This window comes from Shinella sp. (assembly GCF_052438155.1).
In the GTDB taxonomy this organism is placed as follows: Bacteria; Pseudomonadota; Alphaproteobacteria; order Rhizobiales; family Rhizobiaceae; genus Shinella.
The window spans coordinates 1-15,088 of record NZ_JBQVPI010000008.1 but is presented as its reverse complement, the minus strand read 5'-3'; the positions used below and the strand labels follow the sequence as shown (position 1 = coordinate 15,088).

General features: G+C 59.7%; 22 protein-coding genes. 6 read left to right on the top strand and 16 right to left on the bottom strand.

The features are described 5' to 3' along the window. Nucleotides 1-18: 18 nt before the first annotated feature. The 10 genes from ACT6VE_RS16265 to ACT6VE_RS16220 are packed head-to-tail and all read right to left on the bottom strand — an operon-like array spanning nucleotide 19 to nucleotide 7,426. Entirely contained in the window at nucleotides 19-390 is a 372-nt protein-coding gene (locus tag ACT6VE_RS16265) for a hypothetical protein (RefSeq protein WP_444799595.1), read from the bottom strand. Nucleotides 391-405: 15 nt separating this feature from the next. Then, the gene (locus ACT6VE_RS16260; protein ID WP_444799594.1) at nucleotides 406-642 is read right to left on the bottom strand and encodes a hypothetical protein; all 237 of its coding nucleotides are present in this window, start codon (nucleotides 640-642) and stop codon (nucleotides 406-408) included. 55 nt (nucleotides 643-697) lie between these two features. Continuing rightward, nucleotides 698-1,717: a type IV secretion system protein gene (locus ACT6VE_RS16255; RefSeq protein ID WP_444799593.1), complete on the bottom strand. Its 1,020-nt coding sequence runs from the start codon at nucleotides 1,715-1,717 to the stop codon at nucleotides 698-700. 4 nt (nucleotides 1,718-1,721) lie between these two features. Then, the gene (locus ACT6VE_RS16250) at nucleotides 1,722-1,895 is read right to left on the bottom strand and encodes a hypothetical protein (protein ID WP_444799592.1); all 174 of its coding nucleotides are present in this window, start codon (nucleotides 1,893-1,895) and stop codon (nucleotides 1,722-1,724) included. Between the two features lie 6 nt (nucleotides 1,896-1,901). Further along, nucleotides 1,902-2,618 (bottom strand): type IV secretion system protein, encoded by a 717-nt coding sequence (locus tag ACT6VE_RS16245; protein WP_444799591.1) that lies wholly within the window; start codon nucleotides 2,616-2,618, stop codon nucleotides 1,902-1,904. Nucleotides 2,619-2,628: 10 nt separating this feature from the next. Continuing rightward, complete coding sequence (locus ACT6VE_RS16240; RefSeq protein ID WP_444799590.1) at nucleotides 2,629-3,792, bottom strand: transglycosylase SLT domain-containing protein; 1,164 nt, start codon at nucleotides 3,790-3,792, stop codon at nucleotides 2,629-2,631. Next, entirely contained in the window at nucleotides 3,785-6,208 is a 2,424-nt protein-coding gene (locus ACT6VE_RS16235) for a VirB4 family type IV secretion/conjugal transfer ATPase (protein WP_444799589.1), read from the bottom strand. The genes ACT6VE_RS16240 and ACT6VE_RS16235 overlap by 8 nt, the downstream gene beginning before the upstream one ends. Continuing rightward, entirely contained in the window at nucleotides 6,205-6,495 is a 291-nt protein-coding gene (locus ACT6VE_RS16230; protein ID WP_444799588.1) for a type IV secretion system protein VirB3, read from the bottom strand. The genes ACT6VE_RS16235 and ACT6VE_RS16230 overlap by 4 nt, the downstream gene beginning before the upstream one ends. 1 nt (nucleotide 6,496) lies before the next feature. After that, nucleotides 6,497-6,820 (bottom strand): TrbC/VirB2 family protein, encoded by a 324-nt coding sequence (locus ACT6VE_RS16225; RefSeq protein ID WP_444799587.1) that lies wholly within the window; start codon nucleotides 6,818-6,820, stop codon nucleotides 6,497-6,499. Between the two features lie 45 nt (nucleotides 6,821-6,865). Beyond that, on the bottom strand, nucleotides 6,866-7,426 hold the full coding sequence (locus ACT6VE_RS16220; RefSeq protein ID WP_444799586.1) for a lytic transglycosylase domain-containing protein: 561 nt from the start codon (nucleotides 7,424-7,426) through the stop codon (nucleotides 6,866-6,868). A gap of 88 nt (nucleotides 7,427-7,514) precedes the next feature. Between ACT6VE_RS16220 and ACT6VE_RS16215 the strand changes: the two genes are divergently transcribed. The 4 genes from ACT6VE_RS16215 (at nucleotide 7,515) to ACT6VE_RS16200 (ending at nucleotide 10,106) form a co-directional block, all read left to right on the top strand. Continuing rightward, a complete protein-coding gene (locus ACT6VE_RS16215; protein WP_444799585.1) occupies nucleotides 7,515-8,132 on the top strand; it encodes a hypothetical protein in 618 nt (205 codons plus the stop codon). A gap of 19 nt (nucleotides 8,133-8,151) precedes the next feature. Continuing rightward, the gene (locus tag ACT6VE_RS16210) at nucleotides 8,152-8,631 is read left to right on the top strand and encodes a thermonuclease family protein (RefSeq protein ID WP_444799584.1); all 480 of its coding nucleotides are present in this window, start codon (nucleotides 8,152-8,154) and stop codon (nucleotides 8,629-8,631) included. Between the two features lie 21 nt (nucleotides 8,632-8,652). Next, nucleotides 8,653-8,802, top strand: a complete 150-nt coding sequence (locus tag ACT6VE_RS16205; protein WP_444799583.1) for a hypothetical protein — start codon at nucleotides 8,653-8,655, stop codon at nucleotides 8,800-8,802. A 500-nt stretch (nucleotides 8,803-9,302) separates the two neighbouring features. After that, on the top strand, nucleotides 9,303-10,106 hold the full coding sequence (locus tag ACT6VE_RS16200) for a hypothetical protein (RefSeq protein ID WP_444799582.1): 804 nt from the start codon (nucleotides 9,303-9,305) through the stop codon (nucleotides 10,104-10,106). A gap of 413 nt (nucleotides 10,107-10,519) precedes the next feature. Here ACT6VE_RS16200 and ACT6VE_RS16195 read toward each other — a convergent pair whose 3' ends face one another. The 6 genes from ACT6VE_RS16195 to ACT6VE_RS16170 form a co-directional block, all read right to left on the bottom strand. Then, complete coding sequence (locus ACT6VE_RS16195) at nucleotides 10,520-10,834, bottom strand: hypothetical protein (RefSeq protein WP_444799581.1); 315 nt, start codon at nucleotides 10,832-10,834, stop codon at nucleotides 10,520-10,522. A gap of 350 nt (nucleotides 10,835-11,184) precedes the next feature. Beyond that, nucleotides 11,185-12,135, bottom strand: a complete 951-nt coding sequence (locus ACT6VE_RS16190) for a hypothetical protein (protein WP_444799580.1) — start codon at nucleotides 12,133-12,135, stop codon at nucleotides 11,185-11,187. 7 nt (nucleotides 12,136-12,142) lie between these two features. Beyond that, nucleotides 12,143-12,850 carry a zeta toxin family protein gene (locus ACT6VE_RS16185; protein WP_444799579.1) on the bottom strand — a complete coding sequence of 236 codons (708 nt, stop codon included), beginning with the start codon at nucleotides 12,848-12,850 and terminating at the stop codon, nucleotides 12,143-12,145. Nucleotides 12,851-12,860: 10 nt separating this feature from the next. Continuing rightward, entirely contained in the window at nucleotides 12,861-13,034 is a 174-nt protein-coding gene (locus ACT6VE_RS16180) for a hypothetical protein (RefSeq protein ID WP_444799578.1), read from the bottom strand. Nucleotides 13,035-13,128: 94 nt separating this feature from the next. Continuing rightward, the gene (locus ACT6VE_RS16175; RefSeq protein ID WP_444799577.1) at nucleotides 13,129-13,548 is read right to left on the bottom strand and encodes a hypothetical protein; all 420 of its coding nucleotides are present in this window, start codon (nucleotides 13,546-13,548) and stop codon (nucleotides 13,129-13,131) included. 128 nt (nucleotides 13,549-13,676) lie between these two features. Beyond that, nucleotides 13,677-13,883 (bottom strand): helix-turn-helix domain-containing protein, encoded by a 207-nt coding sequence (locus tag ACT6VE_RS16170; RefSeq protein WP_444799576.1) that lies wholly within the window; start codon nucleotides 13,881-13,883, stop codon nucleotides 13,677-13,679. A gap of 109 nt (nucleotides 13,884-13,992) precedes the next feature. Here ACT6VE_RS16170 and ACT6VE_RS16165 point away from each other — a divergent pair, with 109 nt between their 5' ends. Together ACT6VE_RS16165 and ACT6VE_RS16160 are read left to right on the top strand one after the other, a co-directional pair. Then, nucleotides 13,993-14,502, top strand: a complete 510-nt coding sequence (locus tag ACT6VE_RS16165) for a hypothetical protein (RefSeq protein WP_444799575.1) — start codon at nucleotides 13,993-13,995, stop codon at nucleotides 14,500-14,502. A gap of 33 nt (nucleotides 14,503-14,535) precedes the next feature. Next, nucleotides 14,536-14,853, top strand: a complete 318-nt coding sequence (locus tag ACT6VE_RS16160) for a single-stranded DNA-binding protein (protein ID WP_444799574.1) — start codon at nucleotides 14,536-14,538, stop codon at nucleotides 14,851-14,853. Nucleotides 14,854-15,088 lie beyond the last annotated feature (235 nt).

Genomic DNA, 15,088 nt, shown 5'->3' with positions numbered 1-15,088 from the left:
GCGCAGTCGTCCGAAGACCTAGCTGCACCACTTCATCAGCGTTTTCTTCGACGCCGTATTGGAGAAGTAGAAGGAGCGATCATCCTTCACCTCGATGCGGACCGTGTCGCGATCGCCGTCTGATTCATCAGACCCGGCCTCGACCCACAGCACATCGAGAACATAGGATCCGCCGACCTGTTTGACGGAAAGAACCTTGCCGGCGGTCTTGTTCGCACCGATTCCCTTGTCCTCGATATATATGAACGCTGCGGCTGCGGCGTCGCATCCACCTTCGGCCGGTGCATACGTGCCGGTCGACACAGGGAGGATCGAGCTTGGCGATTGGGACCATGCCGTTCCGGGGAGCAGCAGGCCGACCGCAATCATGGTCGAGGTGATTTTCTTCATGGAGAAGTTTCCCGCTCAGAATCCGAACATGCTGCCGACGCTTTGTGCATATCCGGCCAGCGTGTTGTAGAGGTCGATGCAATATTCGGCGAACGGTTTGAAAAAGATGACGGCGCCGATGAAAAGCAGGACGCCGAGACCTCCGCCCTTCTTGGCCTCAGCGCGATCGTTGTTTGCCATCTCTTCGTTGAGACGGTTTTGCGCGTCCATGGCGGCGAAGCGCCGACGGTCATCTTGCCAAGGGTGATCCACGGCTATTCTCCTTCGGATAAACTATAGTTACCAAGAATGCGCATGAGAGACTACCCTAAAGTTGCCCATTCTTTTCGGTTTCTCGCTGAATTGCGCGGGCGCGAGCGGCCTGAACATCCGACGATGTGCGGCGGCGACCAAGGCCGGCACGCAGGATCCGACCCCGTCCGCTGATCTGGCGTCCGGCATAGGCAGACGAGCGCCGCCCGCCGATGAAGGCTGAATCGCCTTGCCCCAACACACTGCCGCCAACTATGGATGCCGCAAAGGAAGGGATGAACCGGAATACGACGATCCCGAGCAGGCAGACGATCACGAACGGCGCGACATAGGAGAGCTTGCTTTCCGTCGCGGTGCTGTTGGCCGTGTTGATGGCCAGTTCGATGAGCTGGTAGAGGAAGGCGAGGAACGCCATCATCAAGGTCTGCGTCACCATCAGGTTGACCATCAGCAACAGCCAGCCGTCGGTGAAGCGGAAGGTCCAGCGATAGAGCGCCAGGATGATGAACACCGGCGCCAGCGCGAGCGTGATGAACAGCATCAGCTTGGCGGCAAGGATCGCAGCGGCCGCGACGGCGATGAAGATCATCGCCACGACGAAGACGACCGCGCCGATCAGCGCGCCGACATATTCGAAGGTGCCGGTCGCGACCTGCTCATAGACCTTGCCGGCGGTCTCGAATACCGCATCGAGGATCTTCACGACGCCGGTCGTATCGTCGGTCCCACCGTCGAGAATTCCGCCGGAGCCGGCAATCGACTCGATGATCGTGTCGGAGATCAGGTTGGGAACCGCCTGGACAAGCTTGTAGAGCGTGGCGGAAAATGCGCCCCAATTCGTCGCCATGTAATAAATGAAGAAGGCGCGGCCGAGCCGCCAGGCCGCCTCCGGCACGGAAAACCCGTCGCGGCCGGCGAGGATCATATAGCCCCACCAGATAACATAAAGCGTCAGCATCGACCCGAACAGAACATTGACCTGCAGCGCGAGGCCGTCGTAGGCGTTCTTGATGAACGTCTCGCCGATGGCGTCGAGCTTGGAAAAAATATCCGATATGATCGTGGTCGCCGCCATCCGCTTATTCCTTCAGGACAGGCGCGAAGACGTCGTTGACCGGCAGGGCCGGGCCGCACAGGTCATCGGCCTCCGCATAACCTGAGATCGGAGGGCAGGGGGCTTTCTTCTCGCCCTTTGTCTGGCAGCCGGCGAGCAGTGCGAGACCGGAGAGCATGATGGTAACGAGCGGTCGCATACGGCCTCACTTGAACGGATTGATGTCTTTGTATTGCAGCATCTTGGCGGTCTCCGACTGCTGGGTCAGCCGCATCTGCATCTCGGTGTTTAGCGCCGAGACCGCGCCGTTGGAGACGCCGACCAGTTCGTTGATGGTGCGCGCCGTCTCCAGCTGCATCCGGGTATTGGCATCAACCGAGCCCTTGACGTCTTCGGCCGAGCCGATCTGGCCGGTGGCCGACTGAAGCGACTGCTCGCGCTGCGACACACCCTTCGATGCCTGCTGCGTCAGCGCAGAGAGCAGCGCCACGGTGTTGACCGCGCCGGAAAAGGCATTGTTCATCGCGCCGGCATCCTCACCTTCGACGATCGCCTTGACCTGCTTCACCAGTTGCAGGCCGTTGATCAGCGTCGCGGCAATATTCTGCGCGTCCGAACCAAGCCCGCCGAAGGATAGCGTGCCGCCGTTCATGATCGAGGAGAAGGAAGGTGCGGCCGAGACCGACATGTTGCCGCCGAGGCCGGTCGGGGAAATCCCCATCGAGCCGTCGCGGCTGCCGGAAAGCGCGCCGAGGATCTCCTTGGTCTTTTCGAGGATGTTGGTGTTGGTCTTCATGATCTCGCCGGTGTTCTCGGCATTCTTCCTGGCGATGGCGAGATTGGTGTTGTCGATCACCGGAATATCGGCGAGCGCCGGCGTCGAGAAGGCAAGCGCGGCGGAAACGATGAGCAGCTTGTTCATGGGAACCCCCTTAATCGGCCGCGTTGGCGGCGTTCTGGATCGAAAGAAGATTGTTGCCGATCGCGCCGTCCGTGCCGTCGGACGAGAGGACCGAGGTTTCCGCATCGGCCGCCGCGACCACGGCGCAGCGCGGCCAGTCCTCCCGCGGCACCTTCATCTCTTCGAGAATAACCGGATCGCAGCTGTAGGGATTGACCTTGGTGTCGGATTTGAGGGCCTTGGCCGTCTCGGATGTTTTCGAAAGCCGCATCTGCATGCGCGCCTGCAGCAGCTCGTTGAACAGGTTGCGAGCGGTGATCAGGTTGCTCAGCAGTTCGGCGTTGACGGCGCGGGCCTGCGTGTTGTCGTCCCAGGCATCCTGGTAGATTTCCGAAGCGCCGACCGAGGCCGACAGCGCATCGATGCGACGGCCTGCCTCCTGGACGCGCGCCGTGCTCGCGTCGATCCCCGAAACGGCACGGTCGACCGCGCCGGCCGCGGTGCTGTTGGAACTGCGGGTGGCGCCCGAGCCATAGTCGACATAGGACTTGAACGACGGCGAGGAAATGTCCTCGATGTTGGAGCCGCCGGCATAGGCGTTGAACCAGGTATGGTTCCGGCCGACCTTGCCGGCCCAGTTCTTCTGCTCCGCTGCCGTCGAGCCGTTGTACCAGGAGGCGAGGCAGGCATAATCGGTGCTGCCGCACTTGTTGACGCCTAGCCCCAAATACTTGACGCCGCCCTCGATATTCTCCTCGTTGATGTCGCGGTCGAAACCCATACCTTTGCCGGTACGCTTCGTCAGCTGCATCACGCCCTTCACGCCGGTCGGCGAGCCCGAGCAGGTCGAGATTCCGGACTCCGCATGCGCCACCGAAAGGGCAAGGCCGACGGGAACGTTATGCTTTTTCGCATAATGCTTGATCAGCTCGACGTTTTTGGCGTCCTCTTTCACGGCCTGGGCCGGCGAACGATAGAGGCGGCGGTTCTTCTCCTTCTGGGAGATGTTGCAGTTTGTCACCGTCTGCTCTTCGAGTTGGTCGGATTGCGTTTCGGTGTCCTTCGCCGAATGCCCTTCATCCTCCGCGCGCTTTTCCTTCACATCATCGTCGATGACCGGAATATCCGCGAGGGCCGCCGGCGCCGGCGCTGTCACCAGCGCGGCGGAGAGCAGGAGAATGAACACTCTACGCATCGTTCGCCTCCGGGATGGTCCAGCCACAAAAATGCGGGAGCCAGGCGGCCGGCTCTTCGCCATAGGTCTCGCGGAGCGTTTGGCACTCGCGCACCGTCTCTGGCCGTCCAGAAAGCACCTTCACGAGGTCCGGCATCGCCGCCAGGTCGAGCCGGGCGATGATCGAGTCCTGCGCGTGCTTGATCAGGAAGGTGCGGCTCGTCTTGTCCGCCTGCTTCACGAACCGAAATTCCTTCTCCGAGAGGCCGAAGGCCTTGCGGTAGCTCTCCTCGTCGGCCGAGGCGTTCGGGAAGAAGATATTGGTCATCGTCTGTTCGATGATCGTGTTGCGCAGATCGGAGCGCACCACGTCGGCGGCCGACTGCGTACCGAAGCCGACGATGCCGTTCATTTTGCGGATCGTCTTCAGCCAATCCTTGATGAAGCCGGAGAAGACGTCGTCATCGAGCAGCCGCCAGCCTTCGTCGAGGAAGATCATCGAGGGGCGGCCGTCGAGGATCTCCTGGATGCGATGAAACATATAAAGCAGAGCGGCCGATCGCGTGCGTTTGTCGGACAGGATCTCCGTCATGTCGAAGCCGATCACCGAGCGGGCAAAATCCAGCTTGTCGGTCGGGTTGTTGAACAGCCAGCCCTTGTCGCCCGTCGTCCATTCCTTCAGCCGGTCGGCAAGATCACCAATGCCGGAGCGCATGCGTCCGCGCAGAGCTTCAGCCAGCATGTCGAGCCGTCGCTGCGGCCGCTCGAAATCCGTGTAGATGCTGTCGACCGCATCGGAGATGACTGCCATCTCCTCGGCATTGAGCACGCGGTCTGACGGCGTGACGAGATAGGAGACCAGCGTCTTCCCAAAACTCCGGTTGGCCGGCGTGTCTTCGAGTTGCAGCGGCGCAAAGCCGGTCGGCTCGCCCGGCGACAGCCGCTCGTAACGTCCGCCCATGGCCCGCACGAAGATCTCGCCACCGCGATCCTTGTCGATGAAGACGCAGCGCGGGCGCGGCTCGACGCGCATGCCCTGGGCGAGCAGGAAGGAAAGCGCCACCGTCTTGCCCGAGCCGGTCGGGCCGATGACGGTGAAGTTGCCCACATCCGCCTCATGGAAGTTGAAGAAATAGGCGGTCTGGCTGGTGGTCTCCAATAGCGAGATCGGCAAGCCCCAATGGACCTTGTGCGTCTGACCGGACGGGAAATTGTGCGCGGAGAACAGGCCGGCGAAGTTGACCGACGAGATCAGCCCTTGCCGGGCGATGTATGAAAAGTTGGTCGGCAGTTGTGCCCACCAGGCCGCTTCCTGATTGAGGTCTTCGCGCACGGCGACGACGCCCATGCGCGCCAGCTCCGCCGTGACGTCGGCGACGGCGCGGTTGAGCCGCGACAGATCGCGCTCGAGCACCGCAACCGTCATGTGATGTTTTCCGAACACCACCTCGCCCGAGGCCAGCCGGTCGCGCGCTGTTTCGATATCGTCTTCGACCGCTGTGCCGCCGTCGTCGGAATTGCTGATCTGCCGGCTGATCGTCGCGATCGCCTCCGTAACCGTGGTCCGATCTTCCGGCGCGAAGGAATGGGTGACGATGAACTCGTAGGGCAGGCGCAGCAGCCCGTCGAGCTGGCCTGGCGTCGTCATCGGCGGGTATTCCTTGATCGACACCATGGCGGCGACCTTGGAGGTCGCGCCGTCCGCCGACCAGATTTCCGTCGCCTTGCGGCCGAACATGATGCGACCGGTCCCGACATAGTCGGCGAGTGACATGCGAGGGAGCGGCATCGTCCGCTCATCGCCGGCGGCGAGGATTTTGGCGAAGAACTCGGCCGGCTCCGAATAGAGGCCGCTGTCTCGCGTCACGCAGGAGAGGACTTCGGGGCGATAGGAGCGAAAATCGCCGACGATGCCCGAGACCATGTCCTTCAGGTCGCGTAGCGCCTCGCCGCGCGCTTCGACCTCGCTGTCGGCCATGCGGAAGACATCGAACATGCGGTCGACCTTGCCGGCGCGCCCGGTCATCGAACGCCGGATGACCGTCAGGTATAGCTCGTTGACGAACATGGTCCTGTGCTTCAGGCCATCCATGTAGCGGGCGTTCAGCTCGTCGGCGAAAGGATTGTCGAAATCGCCGTCGATCGCCGGCTTGATCTGCCGGCGGATGATCGTGGCATAAAGCGCAAAGCGGGACGAGCCGAGCGACCGAACCGTCATGTTGCGGTTGGCGAGGCGCGCATTGATCTCTGCCTGGTCCATGGTCTGGTAGGGCAGGCCGGAAAGCCTGATCACCTGCAGCAGCAGGCCAGACTTGGTGACGATCGTTTCCTCGTCGACATGCCGGAGATAGGGGACATGGGTGCCGATCCCCAGATCGCGGGCGCGCTCGCGTCCGAATTTCAGGTCGTGATTGACGATGTTCTGGACGATGTTCATGGGGCGTAGCTCCCCGCTTTCCAGAAGCGTCTGTTGCGGATCGCCCGGCGCATCGACAGGAACACCTGCGCCACACGGACGATGTGGATGTCCCGCTGGCACAGGTACAGCGCGATGAAGTGGACCGGCAGGACGACCAGCGGCGCCAGGAAATTCGACGATGCGATGAAGACGACGATCCCGAAAATCCCGTTCACCACGAACACGATGATGTCGACCCCGAAATACATCGGCGGCCGGGTCAGCGGCTGGACGAGCGGCTCGACATCGGGAGCATCGTCACGCATGTCAGACGCCCCCCGCCGCCTTCATGGCATCGACCAGCTCGGCGGCGCCGAAGATGATCGCGATGCCGATGACGATGGAGATCGCGCCCTGCCAGGCCATGCGTCCCGTCAGGAACAGGAAACCGAGGAAGCAGACGGCGATGATCGCGAGCGATCGGGCGACGTTGCCCTGCAGCACGCCGACGAACCATTCGAGGATACCTTCGACCGGGGCCGCCGACTGCGCATAGGCGAACTCCGGGACCAGCGTGATGGAAGTGGCAAGCAGCGCCAGCGACAGGACGGCCTTGCCGCGCGGGCGCGGCGTCATCGGGAAAATGCTCATTCGAATGTCCTTCTGATCTTGGGAGGATGAAGTTGGGGACCGGCGCTATTCGGCGGTCCAGACGTGCTCGTCGCGCCAGGCAGAGGGCGCGAGCGCGACCGTCTCCTTCCTGGCATCGCGGTTCCCGCGGCGCTTTTCCTCGGCCGCCGATGCCTTGGCGTTCAGCGTCCAGCGGTTCATCACCTTGACGATGTACTGGGCTGTCTCGTTGAACTCGGGGATGCCGCCGTTCTGGTAGACGCGCTCCGGTCCGGCGTTGTAGGCGGCCAGCATCAGCAGAGGATCGTCGAACTCGCCGTAGAGCTTCTTGAGGTAACGGACGCCGGCGCGAATGTTCGATTCCGGATCGCAGCGGTCGGTCACGCCGTAGTCTGAGGCGGTTTCCGGCATCAGCTGCATGATGCCGACGGCGCCGGCATCGGAGGCCTGGTGCCTGCCGCCCGCGCTCTCGACGTCAACCACGGCGAGCGCCAAGTCGGGGTCGAGTTCTTCCTCGGTGGCAATGGTCCGCACCGTCTCCAGAACGCGATCGGTATCGACCGGCTCACAGGCTTGCGCGGTCATGACCGACGTCGAGAGGAGGAGGAAAAGCAGGGTCGTTTTCAATTCGGTTGTCCGGGTTGCCGCATCTAAGAATAAACTATAGTTAATTCGTGCAGGATTCCCCGTCAATTCAGAAATGGCTATTTCTGCTGTGCGCAAACAACTCAAGGTCCTCGGATTCGCCGTCTCCATCCTGATTGGAGGTGCGGCGTTCGCGATCGCGGAAGGCGAGGATCCCTATGCGGAACCATCGCCAAACTACCTCCGCCAATTCGCGGTAGAGGGGGCGAAGACGTTCGTGCTCGAGCGTTTCGACGCCGAGGGAAAGTTGGTGGCGCGGTCGGTGGAGAGGGTGGATGGAAATGTCGAGATCGACGGCCCGATCAAGCGAACGATTGGAGGCCGGAAGATCAAGCTGCGTGGCCTGTCTTCCTGCCCGACGGAGAATGTCGTCTATAACAGGATGCAGACATGGAAGTGCACCGATGCGGCGCGCGATTACGCCGAGGCGGTCTACAACAGGCGTAGCAGCGTCATCCTCTGCAAGACCTTGATGCTGACGCCTGCCGACGGCGCGGTTATCCCAGCGTCGTGTTTCGTGCTTGTCGGCGGCAATGGCGAGCCGTTCCGGACGGTCAATGACGACGACAGCATGGTTTTCCTTGGCCTGGCGGCGATCGGGCGGACAAAAGACGGTCGGTCCCGACGCCCAGACCTCGAAGAATCGCAATCGCTTTCACGATCGATGGGGTTTCAAGATGCGGATTAGGCTATCGTTGGTGCTCGCCTTGGTGCTTGCATCGGTAGCTGGCGCGCAGGAGGAAACCAAATCTTTTCCTGCCAACGTCAGCTTTGAGACGGGCGACACCTGGGTTTACGAAAGCCGGAAGTTCAGGCTTTTCGGTGTCCAGGCATGTCTTCGCGGGACGACCTATCGCTCACCCGAAGGTGATGAGGTTGATTGCGGAATGCGTTCGATCGCGTCCATTGCGGCGCTGTTCTCGACCGGGTCGATCGGTTGTCAGCCAGTCGGCCACGCAAAAGATGGCGCCACCTTTGTCGTCTGTGCGGCCGAACTCGATGGAACGACGGTCGACGTCGGGACCGCGCTCATATCGTCTGGTTCGGCGTTTGCCGCTGCCTTTCCCTCGGGAGCACCGGTATCGGCAGCCTATGCAATTGCGGAGATAGCGGCCAAGGACAATCGGAGCGGCCTATGGGCTGGGGCGTTCGTCCATCCCGTTTCCCTGCTCCTGGGCGAGCAGTGACCAGATGACCGAAAGGTCGATATGAAGGCATTCCGTGATGATGGCGATTTCCCTGAGTGTCATGAGATGCCAGGCTCCCTCCTGGAGCAGTTCCAGGCGCTCTTCCGCAATCCCGGTTATTTCCGCGAATTTATGAGGCTTGGTTTCCCGGCGCCGAAGCTCGTCGGCTAGGAATTGCACAAGCTCTGCGGCACTCTCAATGGCCATTTGCGGTCATCCTTTCCTATCACCCTGACGGCGTGTTGAATGTCGTTGAAGGTGAGGGCGGTTCGCTCTGCCCCATACGCACGCATGTCGGCGCAGTAGCATTCGATCGGGTGATATCGGAACGGGGCGGAAGTGATTCCGCCCAGCCCAATGTCTCACGCAACCTCTACACGAGTGAAAAGCGGCGTTTTCGCGACGACCGAGATTAATGTTTGTTCTGAGAGTAAATTATAATTAGCTTGGCGACTCGCCTTGGCCGCGAGTGAACCACGGAGGTCCCATGCCGTAGACAAAATAAAACCCGCCTCGGAGAGACGGGTCGAGTGACACACCGAGATGTGCGCAAAAATCTTATAGCCAATCGATTTTTCGCACATTGATGACTCCGCTGCAAGTTAATTCTTGCCACGGATAGGTGCGTCTTGCGTCCCGGTTTCTCTCCGCCGATGTCAAAAGGAGAGATCATGCTTGCGGTATCACGAACGGCCTATGGGCCGAACCTATTGTCACGCCTGCTCGCAGCGCGCACCCTCCAGCAGATCGAAGAGTGCGCAAAATCTGCCTGGATATTGAATGGAGAAGGGCTCGTCGGCGACGATGAGATGCAGTATCTCGCGCCAGTGATCGAGCATCAGCGAAACGCGATTCGATCCGAGCGCCCGTATGGGCGGCAGCCGATTGCTCGCCGCCCGCCCGTCCCGGCTCGGATACACCGGCGAGCGTCGATCCCCGAAGACAAGCGAGCCGCAGCCTGGCTGCGGCGGCGCGTGCTCGCTAAGAACTGCATCATTCCGACTTGCATCGCAGGAAGGCTGACGATCAGCAAGCTTGCAGTGCTTTCGGTCATTGCCCATGCGGTGATGGACCGTGGAAAATCGAACATGTCGCTTCCTGAAATTGCTGCGCGCGCCGGGGTCGGATGCACCACGGCGCGGTATGCCATCCGGGATGCATTACGAATGGGTCTGATTTCCGTGTCCGAGAACCGGATCAACCGGTTTTGGAGCCGTCCCAACACGATCAGGATTGTGTCCGGGCGTTGGCTTCGATGGCTAAAGGAACGTGTGAGGTTTTCGTCTCCGAAAAAACCCAGCGGCCAAATTACCGCGGATTGCTTCGCCACTCCCCTCAGAAATCTGATCCCCACGATTGAAATTTTAACATTCTCGCTGCGAAGCACGGTGCATCAGAGGTTGGGAGGGCATGCAAATGCGCTTTGCTGGCGCGGAAATACATGGTTTGGCGGGGGAGAGCGGGCTCTGGAATAGCGACGAGCGGGTTTCCGCGAGCCTCTGTTTACGGACCAGGCTGTTAGTGGAAGTTGCACGCCTTCACCTTCAGGGAATCGATATAAAGATCGGGCGTCTATGATGTCGAGCGTGAACGACTGCGCTGAAAGCCTGCGCGCGGCTCTACCATCTACGTGTGACGCGCCGCTATCATCGGAACGTCTGCACGGTTGATCGAACTGAGGGGCAATCGATACCTTCACGCGACGTGGAGCCGACCTGGGCCATTCCGATCCTCCTCGGCGTGTCGGCACACGGGTCCGATGCAGCAATTTTCTTTCGCTGAGACCGAAGCGACCTGTAGGGACGCGGTCAACCTTCGAATGCTACACCGACGTTTTAGCCGGGCTCTCTGGCCCAAGGCGTTCAGCCAAGCGCCCAAGTCACCGCCGCTAGTTGACAGGTCTCGAAATCGATCCGTTCTCGAAAAACACCGAGCCGCCTTGCGAAAGTATCGCGCACAGATCGACGCCTGGCGCGAGTGACAGGGCAAGCGCGCTATTGTGAGCGGAGCCCACGTTGGGTTCGGCGGCATTCGGGATACGGGCGCTGACGATACGCATCGACCATGCGCATAGCCGATACCCGTGATCTTCCGTTTCGCGCGAGAAGACGACCGCTCCGTCATGGATGCTCGGGTTCAAACGCATGGCCTCGCGGAAAACGGACGCGATATTTCCTGAAAAGCGCATCCCGACGTCGGGCATCGGCTGTCTTGCCATCGGCACGCAGTCTTCCGCCGAAACGACGCCAGTGGAAATCAACATGCCGTCGCTTGTCGCGATGGTGTTGATTACGATAGCCCGCTTTCCGAGGACATCGAGTATAATGATCCTTCATTGAAGGAAGAGTAGCCGTTCGGTAATGAAAACCGTAGCAGTTCCATAAGGTATCTTATGTGATATGTTATTGTAGAAGTTCCTGAATCGGATGCAAGCAACTATGGCGTCTCGCCAGAATGGCCAATGATCTGGAAGCGCGCGCAAGCAATGAGCATACTGGTGGTCGAGGTGTCGTGGGAAGGCAAAAGGTTGCCTGCCGGGTGCGGTCGTTTTCTTTACACGATGGCAGGAGTTCTGGGGACGAGGCGACGTGCCGTAACCCCTCCGCCGTCTCGGGCAAGGACTTCGATGATGGCAGAGTTCGGTCCGTTGACGAAGAGATTGTGGAAAACGGATTCAAACTTCGCATGCGAGAACGTCATCTCCGGAAGCTTGATGTCCGCCAGTGTGCCAGCGAGATAGTTGGCAACCCGAATGAATTCAGCGTACTCGTTCTTTCCGTCCCATCCAGGTAGCCCGAAGAGAAATTCCGGCTCGAGGGCGTCCTGACCGTTCATCATTCGGTGAAGATGGAAATAGAGGAAGGCGAGGTCGAAGGCTACCTTGTCGTGTTTGTCGAACATGGCATCTCGGTCGCTGATCCACCGAATGAATTTCGGCTTCTTCTTGGCAGCCAGATGCCCGCAAACGATCCAAGCAAAGGCAGCGCAGAGGAGGATCTGCCGAGCCAGATTGGAATTTCGGGAGCGCCTTTTCATCTCGGTAAGGAAGCTTGCCAGCCGCTTGTCCACTGCCCGCAAATGATCGGCCTTCTGCGGGATCATGGTCGCCAACTGCGAGACAATTTCCCGCATATCCCCAAGAGCGGCGCAGATGTTGTCGTCGATCATGTAGTCCCGGAGCAGCTTCGATTTCTTCTCGACCAGTAAGCTGATGCTGAAGACCACAGGGCATCTCAGATACAAGATGAGGCCTTCCGAGGATGACCGGGATCCCTTAATGTCGCTTGGAGCTACCGCTGCAATGTATTCCGCGATGTTCGCCTGAGTGTCGTGATTGAGAACGATCGCGAAGGAAAAGCTGTCGTTCGACTTGTTCGGGTCCCCGATGCAATAGTCAGAGAAGACGTTCCACGCTACCCCTTGAGGAAATTGGTCAAACCATGCCTCGAGATCGGCCGAGATGGTCCGGTACACGGTATCGAGAAGGTTGATCAATTCGAACATGCCGCTCTCACTTCATACCCGGCGGCTTGGGCTTGTATCCAGGCATGTTGCCAAGGATCTGCGTGGTACGATCCTCGATCTCCGGATCTACCGCCTTCGCATCCCTGAAGTCACCATGCACCCGCGTCAGCCCGTAGGCCTCGCAAACCTTGCTCGAAAACAGGCGGTGTAGTTCTTGCGTGTCGTCGATGTCGAAGGACTGGACTTCACCGGAGATAATGACGAAGACCTCGTGAGGTTCGAGGCCGCTATTGTCCACAAGCACGACTTCGTCCGCGATCTTCAGGGCTTCGGATAGCTTTGCCAGCGATCCCCTGTGCCGTCTCCGGATGTCATCCTCAGGGATGTTGTGGCCGCCCTTCAGCACACGCTGCCTAACGCGCTCGATATTCGTCTCGACGGAATCCAGAGCAGTGTAATAGAGGCCGACCATGAACCCGGCCGCTTTCGCATCGCGCATCAGCCGGAGGGATTGCTGGCTACTCAATGTGGTCTCAAAGATGAAAGACTTCCGGGTCTCAATCATTAGAGCGATTTTGTGAAGCGCTGCCTCCGAAGCTCGCCGTTCCTTCGACTTGCCGTCGCCGGTTTCAGGCAGAGTTTTCGCGATCTCGTCAGCGTTGATCCACTCGCCTTCGAGGTTCAGCTTTGGGAAAGCGGAGGACTTGCCGGAGCCGTTCGGTCCTGCGAGGAGAATGCATGACAGTTCCGGCATATAGTGATGGCTACCTCACGGCAGCCGGAACGCGATCCTTGCGCTCGGATTTGGCCTGCACCTTCGCCTCGTTCAGGCGATCCTTGGCGGAAATCGCAAGGCCAAGACGGCGGCTCTCAGCAAGAGCTTCCCGGCCGATCTGCTTGAGGGCATCCTTGTTCTCACGGTATTTCTTCAACAGCATGATCGATCTCCTTTCTGTGCAGGGAATATAGCGCTTCATGACCTCGGCTGCAAATTCCGCATGACAAATAGCGCTCACCATTCCGCGGTAGCTTTCAAAGCGGCTTGCAGATGAGTGGACGAAGTTCCTGCACGATCACGCCGGCCTTCGGCGAAAGCATCGCGCCGATCCAGTTATCGGAAAATGTCCCCGCCGGATCGGCCGGTGAAAGCCAGATCACCTCGTTGGTGTCGAGTTCGATTTTCACCTCGCTGCCGATCGGACTACCGGCGACGGTCTGCACATAATGGCGCTTGATCGGATGGGTCTTTCCCTCCGGGTCGACCAGCTGGTTCTCGCGATAGGCCACTTGGATTTTGCCCCCCTCTCCGCTCGACACGCAATCGGACGCCCGCTCGCAGCGAATGACCGAGGAAAAGGTGCAGGACCAGGTGAAACCGCTCCGCCACATCGGATTGTCCGCAGCCCATGTGGTGGACACCGTCAGCAGCGCCGAGATTAGGCGATATTTCACGATCGTTATCCCTCAGTAGCTCGAACGCGAGGTTCGAAGCATCATGATCCCGGGACGACGATAAATTATAACTTATGTTTCGCGCAACGATATCGTTGTGGCGACAGTGATGGACGCAACGACGAGTTTCAACTGTCGTCTGATTTTATCCCGAGCATCAGGTCCTGCAGCGGTATCTTCAGATTGGTGCTGATCCGCGTAATGACCTGAAGGGACGGATTCGCCGTCGCGTCGAGAATCCGGAAATAGTAGGGCGTGGTGATCTCACAAAGCTTCACCAGCTCCTTTTTCGTCAGGCCGCGCTTCTCGCGCTCGCGCTCCATGACGATCGCCATATTTCGCAGGATCATCGTCCCAAGGTCTGTATCGGCCTTCTTGCGTTTGCTCGGTGCCATATTATAAACTATAGTTTACTCGTTCGTGTTTTTGATGAGAGAGTTGCCGATGTCAGTCACAGCCTTGCCTGCCAACGTCATCGCCGGAATCCTCCTGGCGTCCGTCATGCTGCCCACGCCCGCGGCAGCGAGCGAATGGGGCTGCGAGGTTCTGTTGTGTGCTTCGTCTTCCAATCCGTCCTGGAGGGGCGTGCCCGCCTGCCATCAGCCGATGAACCGGCTGATCTCCGCGATGAAGAAACCGGGCTTCGACTGGCCGACCTGCCCGGAAGGAGGAACCGGAGAGCCGGGCTTCCAGAGGTATGCTGAATGCCCGGAAGGCTTTCAGGTGGGGAGCAGCAGAGACCGAAACGGCTTCGCCAGGGAAGGCGATCTGTGCGTCAGGACAGTCAACGTTTGCCAGGGCAACACGCACAGCCTTTACACCTCTGATCGGCAGCGGAGCTGCATACAAACGGTCTCCATGTCTCGACCGCTCAGGTCAGAGCCTTATTTCTTCGACATCAAGAATGACACCTCTGGCCAAACCGAGCGGCATTGGTTCGAGTTGCACAAATAACCGGATTTCAGCGGTTAAGGAAGGTTTAAATCCATGCGGACTGTCAACCGTCACACCCTGCTCGGCCACGTCGGAAACATCATAAAGCTCAAGAATGTGCTAAAGGTGAACATCGCCACCAATCGCGAATGGCAGGCCGATGGCGATCGAAAAACTGCCACCGATTGGGCCCAGGTGACGATCCTCGACAAAAAGCAGGCCGAGTGGATCGAAGAAAATGTCGGGCCGGGCGATCTCGTCTATGTCGAGTCCCGGATCTCGAATTCCAGCTACGAACGCGATGGGGAACAGGTTTATACCACCGACGTCATCGCTCAGCTCTTCAATCTCCTCTCGAAGAAGCCATCCTGACAAAAGGCCATTGGCCACCGCCCGTTCCGGTGGGCCGCGCTCTATGCGAAGCACGAAGCCAGCCTGCGGCCGTCTCCGCCGATCCCGGTAACGATCGCTTGTCCAGTCGGTGGCTACGCCCCCGGCACTGAGGCCCGTCGTCGGCCCGCATCTCTGTGTCCGCCCCATGACAGCGCCGGCCGTTCGGATCAAGGGGCAGGCGCGGCACAGCCGCTTGTCGCGCCGGCAAAAAAAC

What these genes read in the sequence shown, in the direction of transcription:
- ACT6VE_RS16265 (WP_444799595.1), bottom strand. Translation starts at nt 390, where the DNA reads ATGAAGAAAATCACCTCGACCATGATTGCGGTCGGCCTGCTGCTCCCC.
- ACT6VE_RS16255 (WP_444799593.1), bottom strand. Translation starts at nt 1,717, where the DNA reads ATGGCGGCGACCACGATCATATCGGATATTTTTTCCAAGCTCGACGCC.
- ACT6VE_RS16250 (WP_444799592.1), bottom strand. Translation starts at nt 1,895, where the DNA reads ATGCGACCGCTCGTTACCATCATGCTCTCCGGTCTCGCACTGCTCGCC.
- ACT6VE_RS16245 (WP_444799591.1), bottom strand. Translation starts at nt 2,618, where the DNA reads ATGAACAAGCTGCTCATCGTTTCCGCCGCGCTTGCCTTCTCGACGCCG.
- ACT6VE_RS16240 (WP_444799590.1), bottom strand. Translation starts at nt 3,792, where the DNA reads ATGCGTAGAGTGTTCATTCTCCTGCTCTCCGCCGCGCTGGTGACAGCG.
- ACT6VE_RS16235 (WP_444799589.1), bottom strand. Translation starts at nt 6,208, where the DNA reads ATGAACATCGTCCAGAACATCGTCAATCACGACCTGAAATTCGGACGC.
- ACT6VE_RS16230 (WP_444799588.1), bottom strand. Translation starts at nt 6,495, where the DNA reads ATGCGTGACGATGCTCCCGATGTCGAGCCGCTCGTCCAGCCGCTGACC.
- ACT6VE_RS16225 (WP_444799587.1), bottom strand. Translation starts at nt 6,820, where the DNA reads ATGAGCATTTTCCCGATGACGCCGCGCCCGCGCGGCAAGGCCGTCCTG.
- ACT6VE_RS16205 (WP_444799583.1), top strand. Translation starts at nt 8,653, where the DNA reads ATGAAGGCATTCCGTGATGATGGCGATTTCCCTGAGTGTCATGAGATG.
- ACT6VE_RS16200 (WP_444799582.1), top strand. Translation starts at nt 9,303, where the DNA reads ATGCTTGCGGTATCACGAACGGCCTATGGGCCGAACCTATTGTCACGC.
- ACT6VE_RS16195 (WP_444799581.1), bottom strand. Translation starts at nt 10,834, where the DNA reads ATGCCCGACGTCGGGATGCGCTTTTCAGGAAATATCGCGTCCGTTTTC.
- ACT6VE_RS16190 (WP_444799580.1), bottom strand. Translation starts at nt 12,135, where the DNA reads ATGTTCGAATTGATCAACCTTCTCGATACCGTGTACCGGACCATCTCG.
- ACT6VE_RS16185 (WP_444799579.1), bottom strand. Translation starts at nt 12,850, where the DNA reads ATGCCGGAACTGTCATGCATTCTCCTCGCAGGACCGAACGGCTCCGGC.
- ACT6VE_RS16180 (WP_444799578.1), bottom strand. Translation starts at nt 13,034, where the DNA reads ATGCTGTTGAAGAAATACCGTGAGAACAAGGATGCCCTCAAGCAGATC.
- ACT6VE_RS16170 (WP_444799576.1), bottom strand. Translation starts at nt 13,883, where the DNA reads ATGGCGATCGTCATGGAGCGCGAGCGCGAGAAGCGCGGCCTGACGAAA.
- ACT6VE_RS16165 (WP_444799575.1), top strand. Translation starts at nt 13,993, where the DNA reads ATGTCAGTCACAGCCTTGCCTGCCAACGTCATCGCCGGAATCCTCCTG.
- ACT6VE_RS16160 (WP_444799574.1), top strand. Translation starts at nt 14,536, where the DNA reads ATGCGGACTGTCAACCGTCACACCCTGCTCGGCCACGTCGGAAACATC.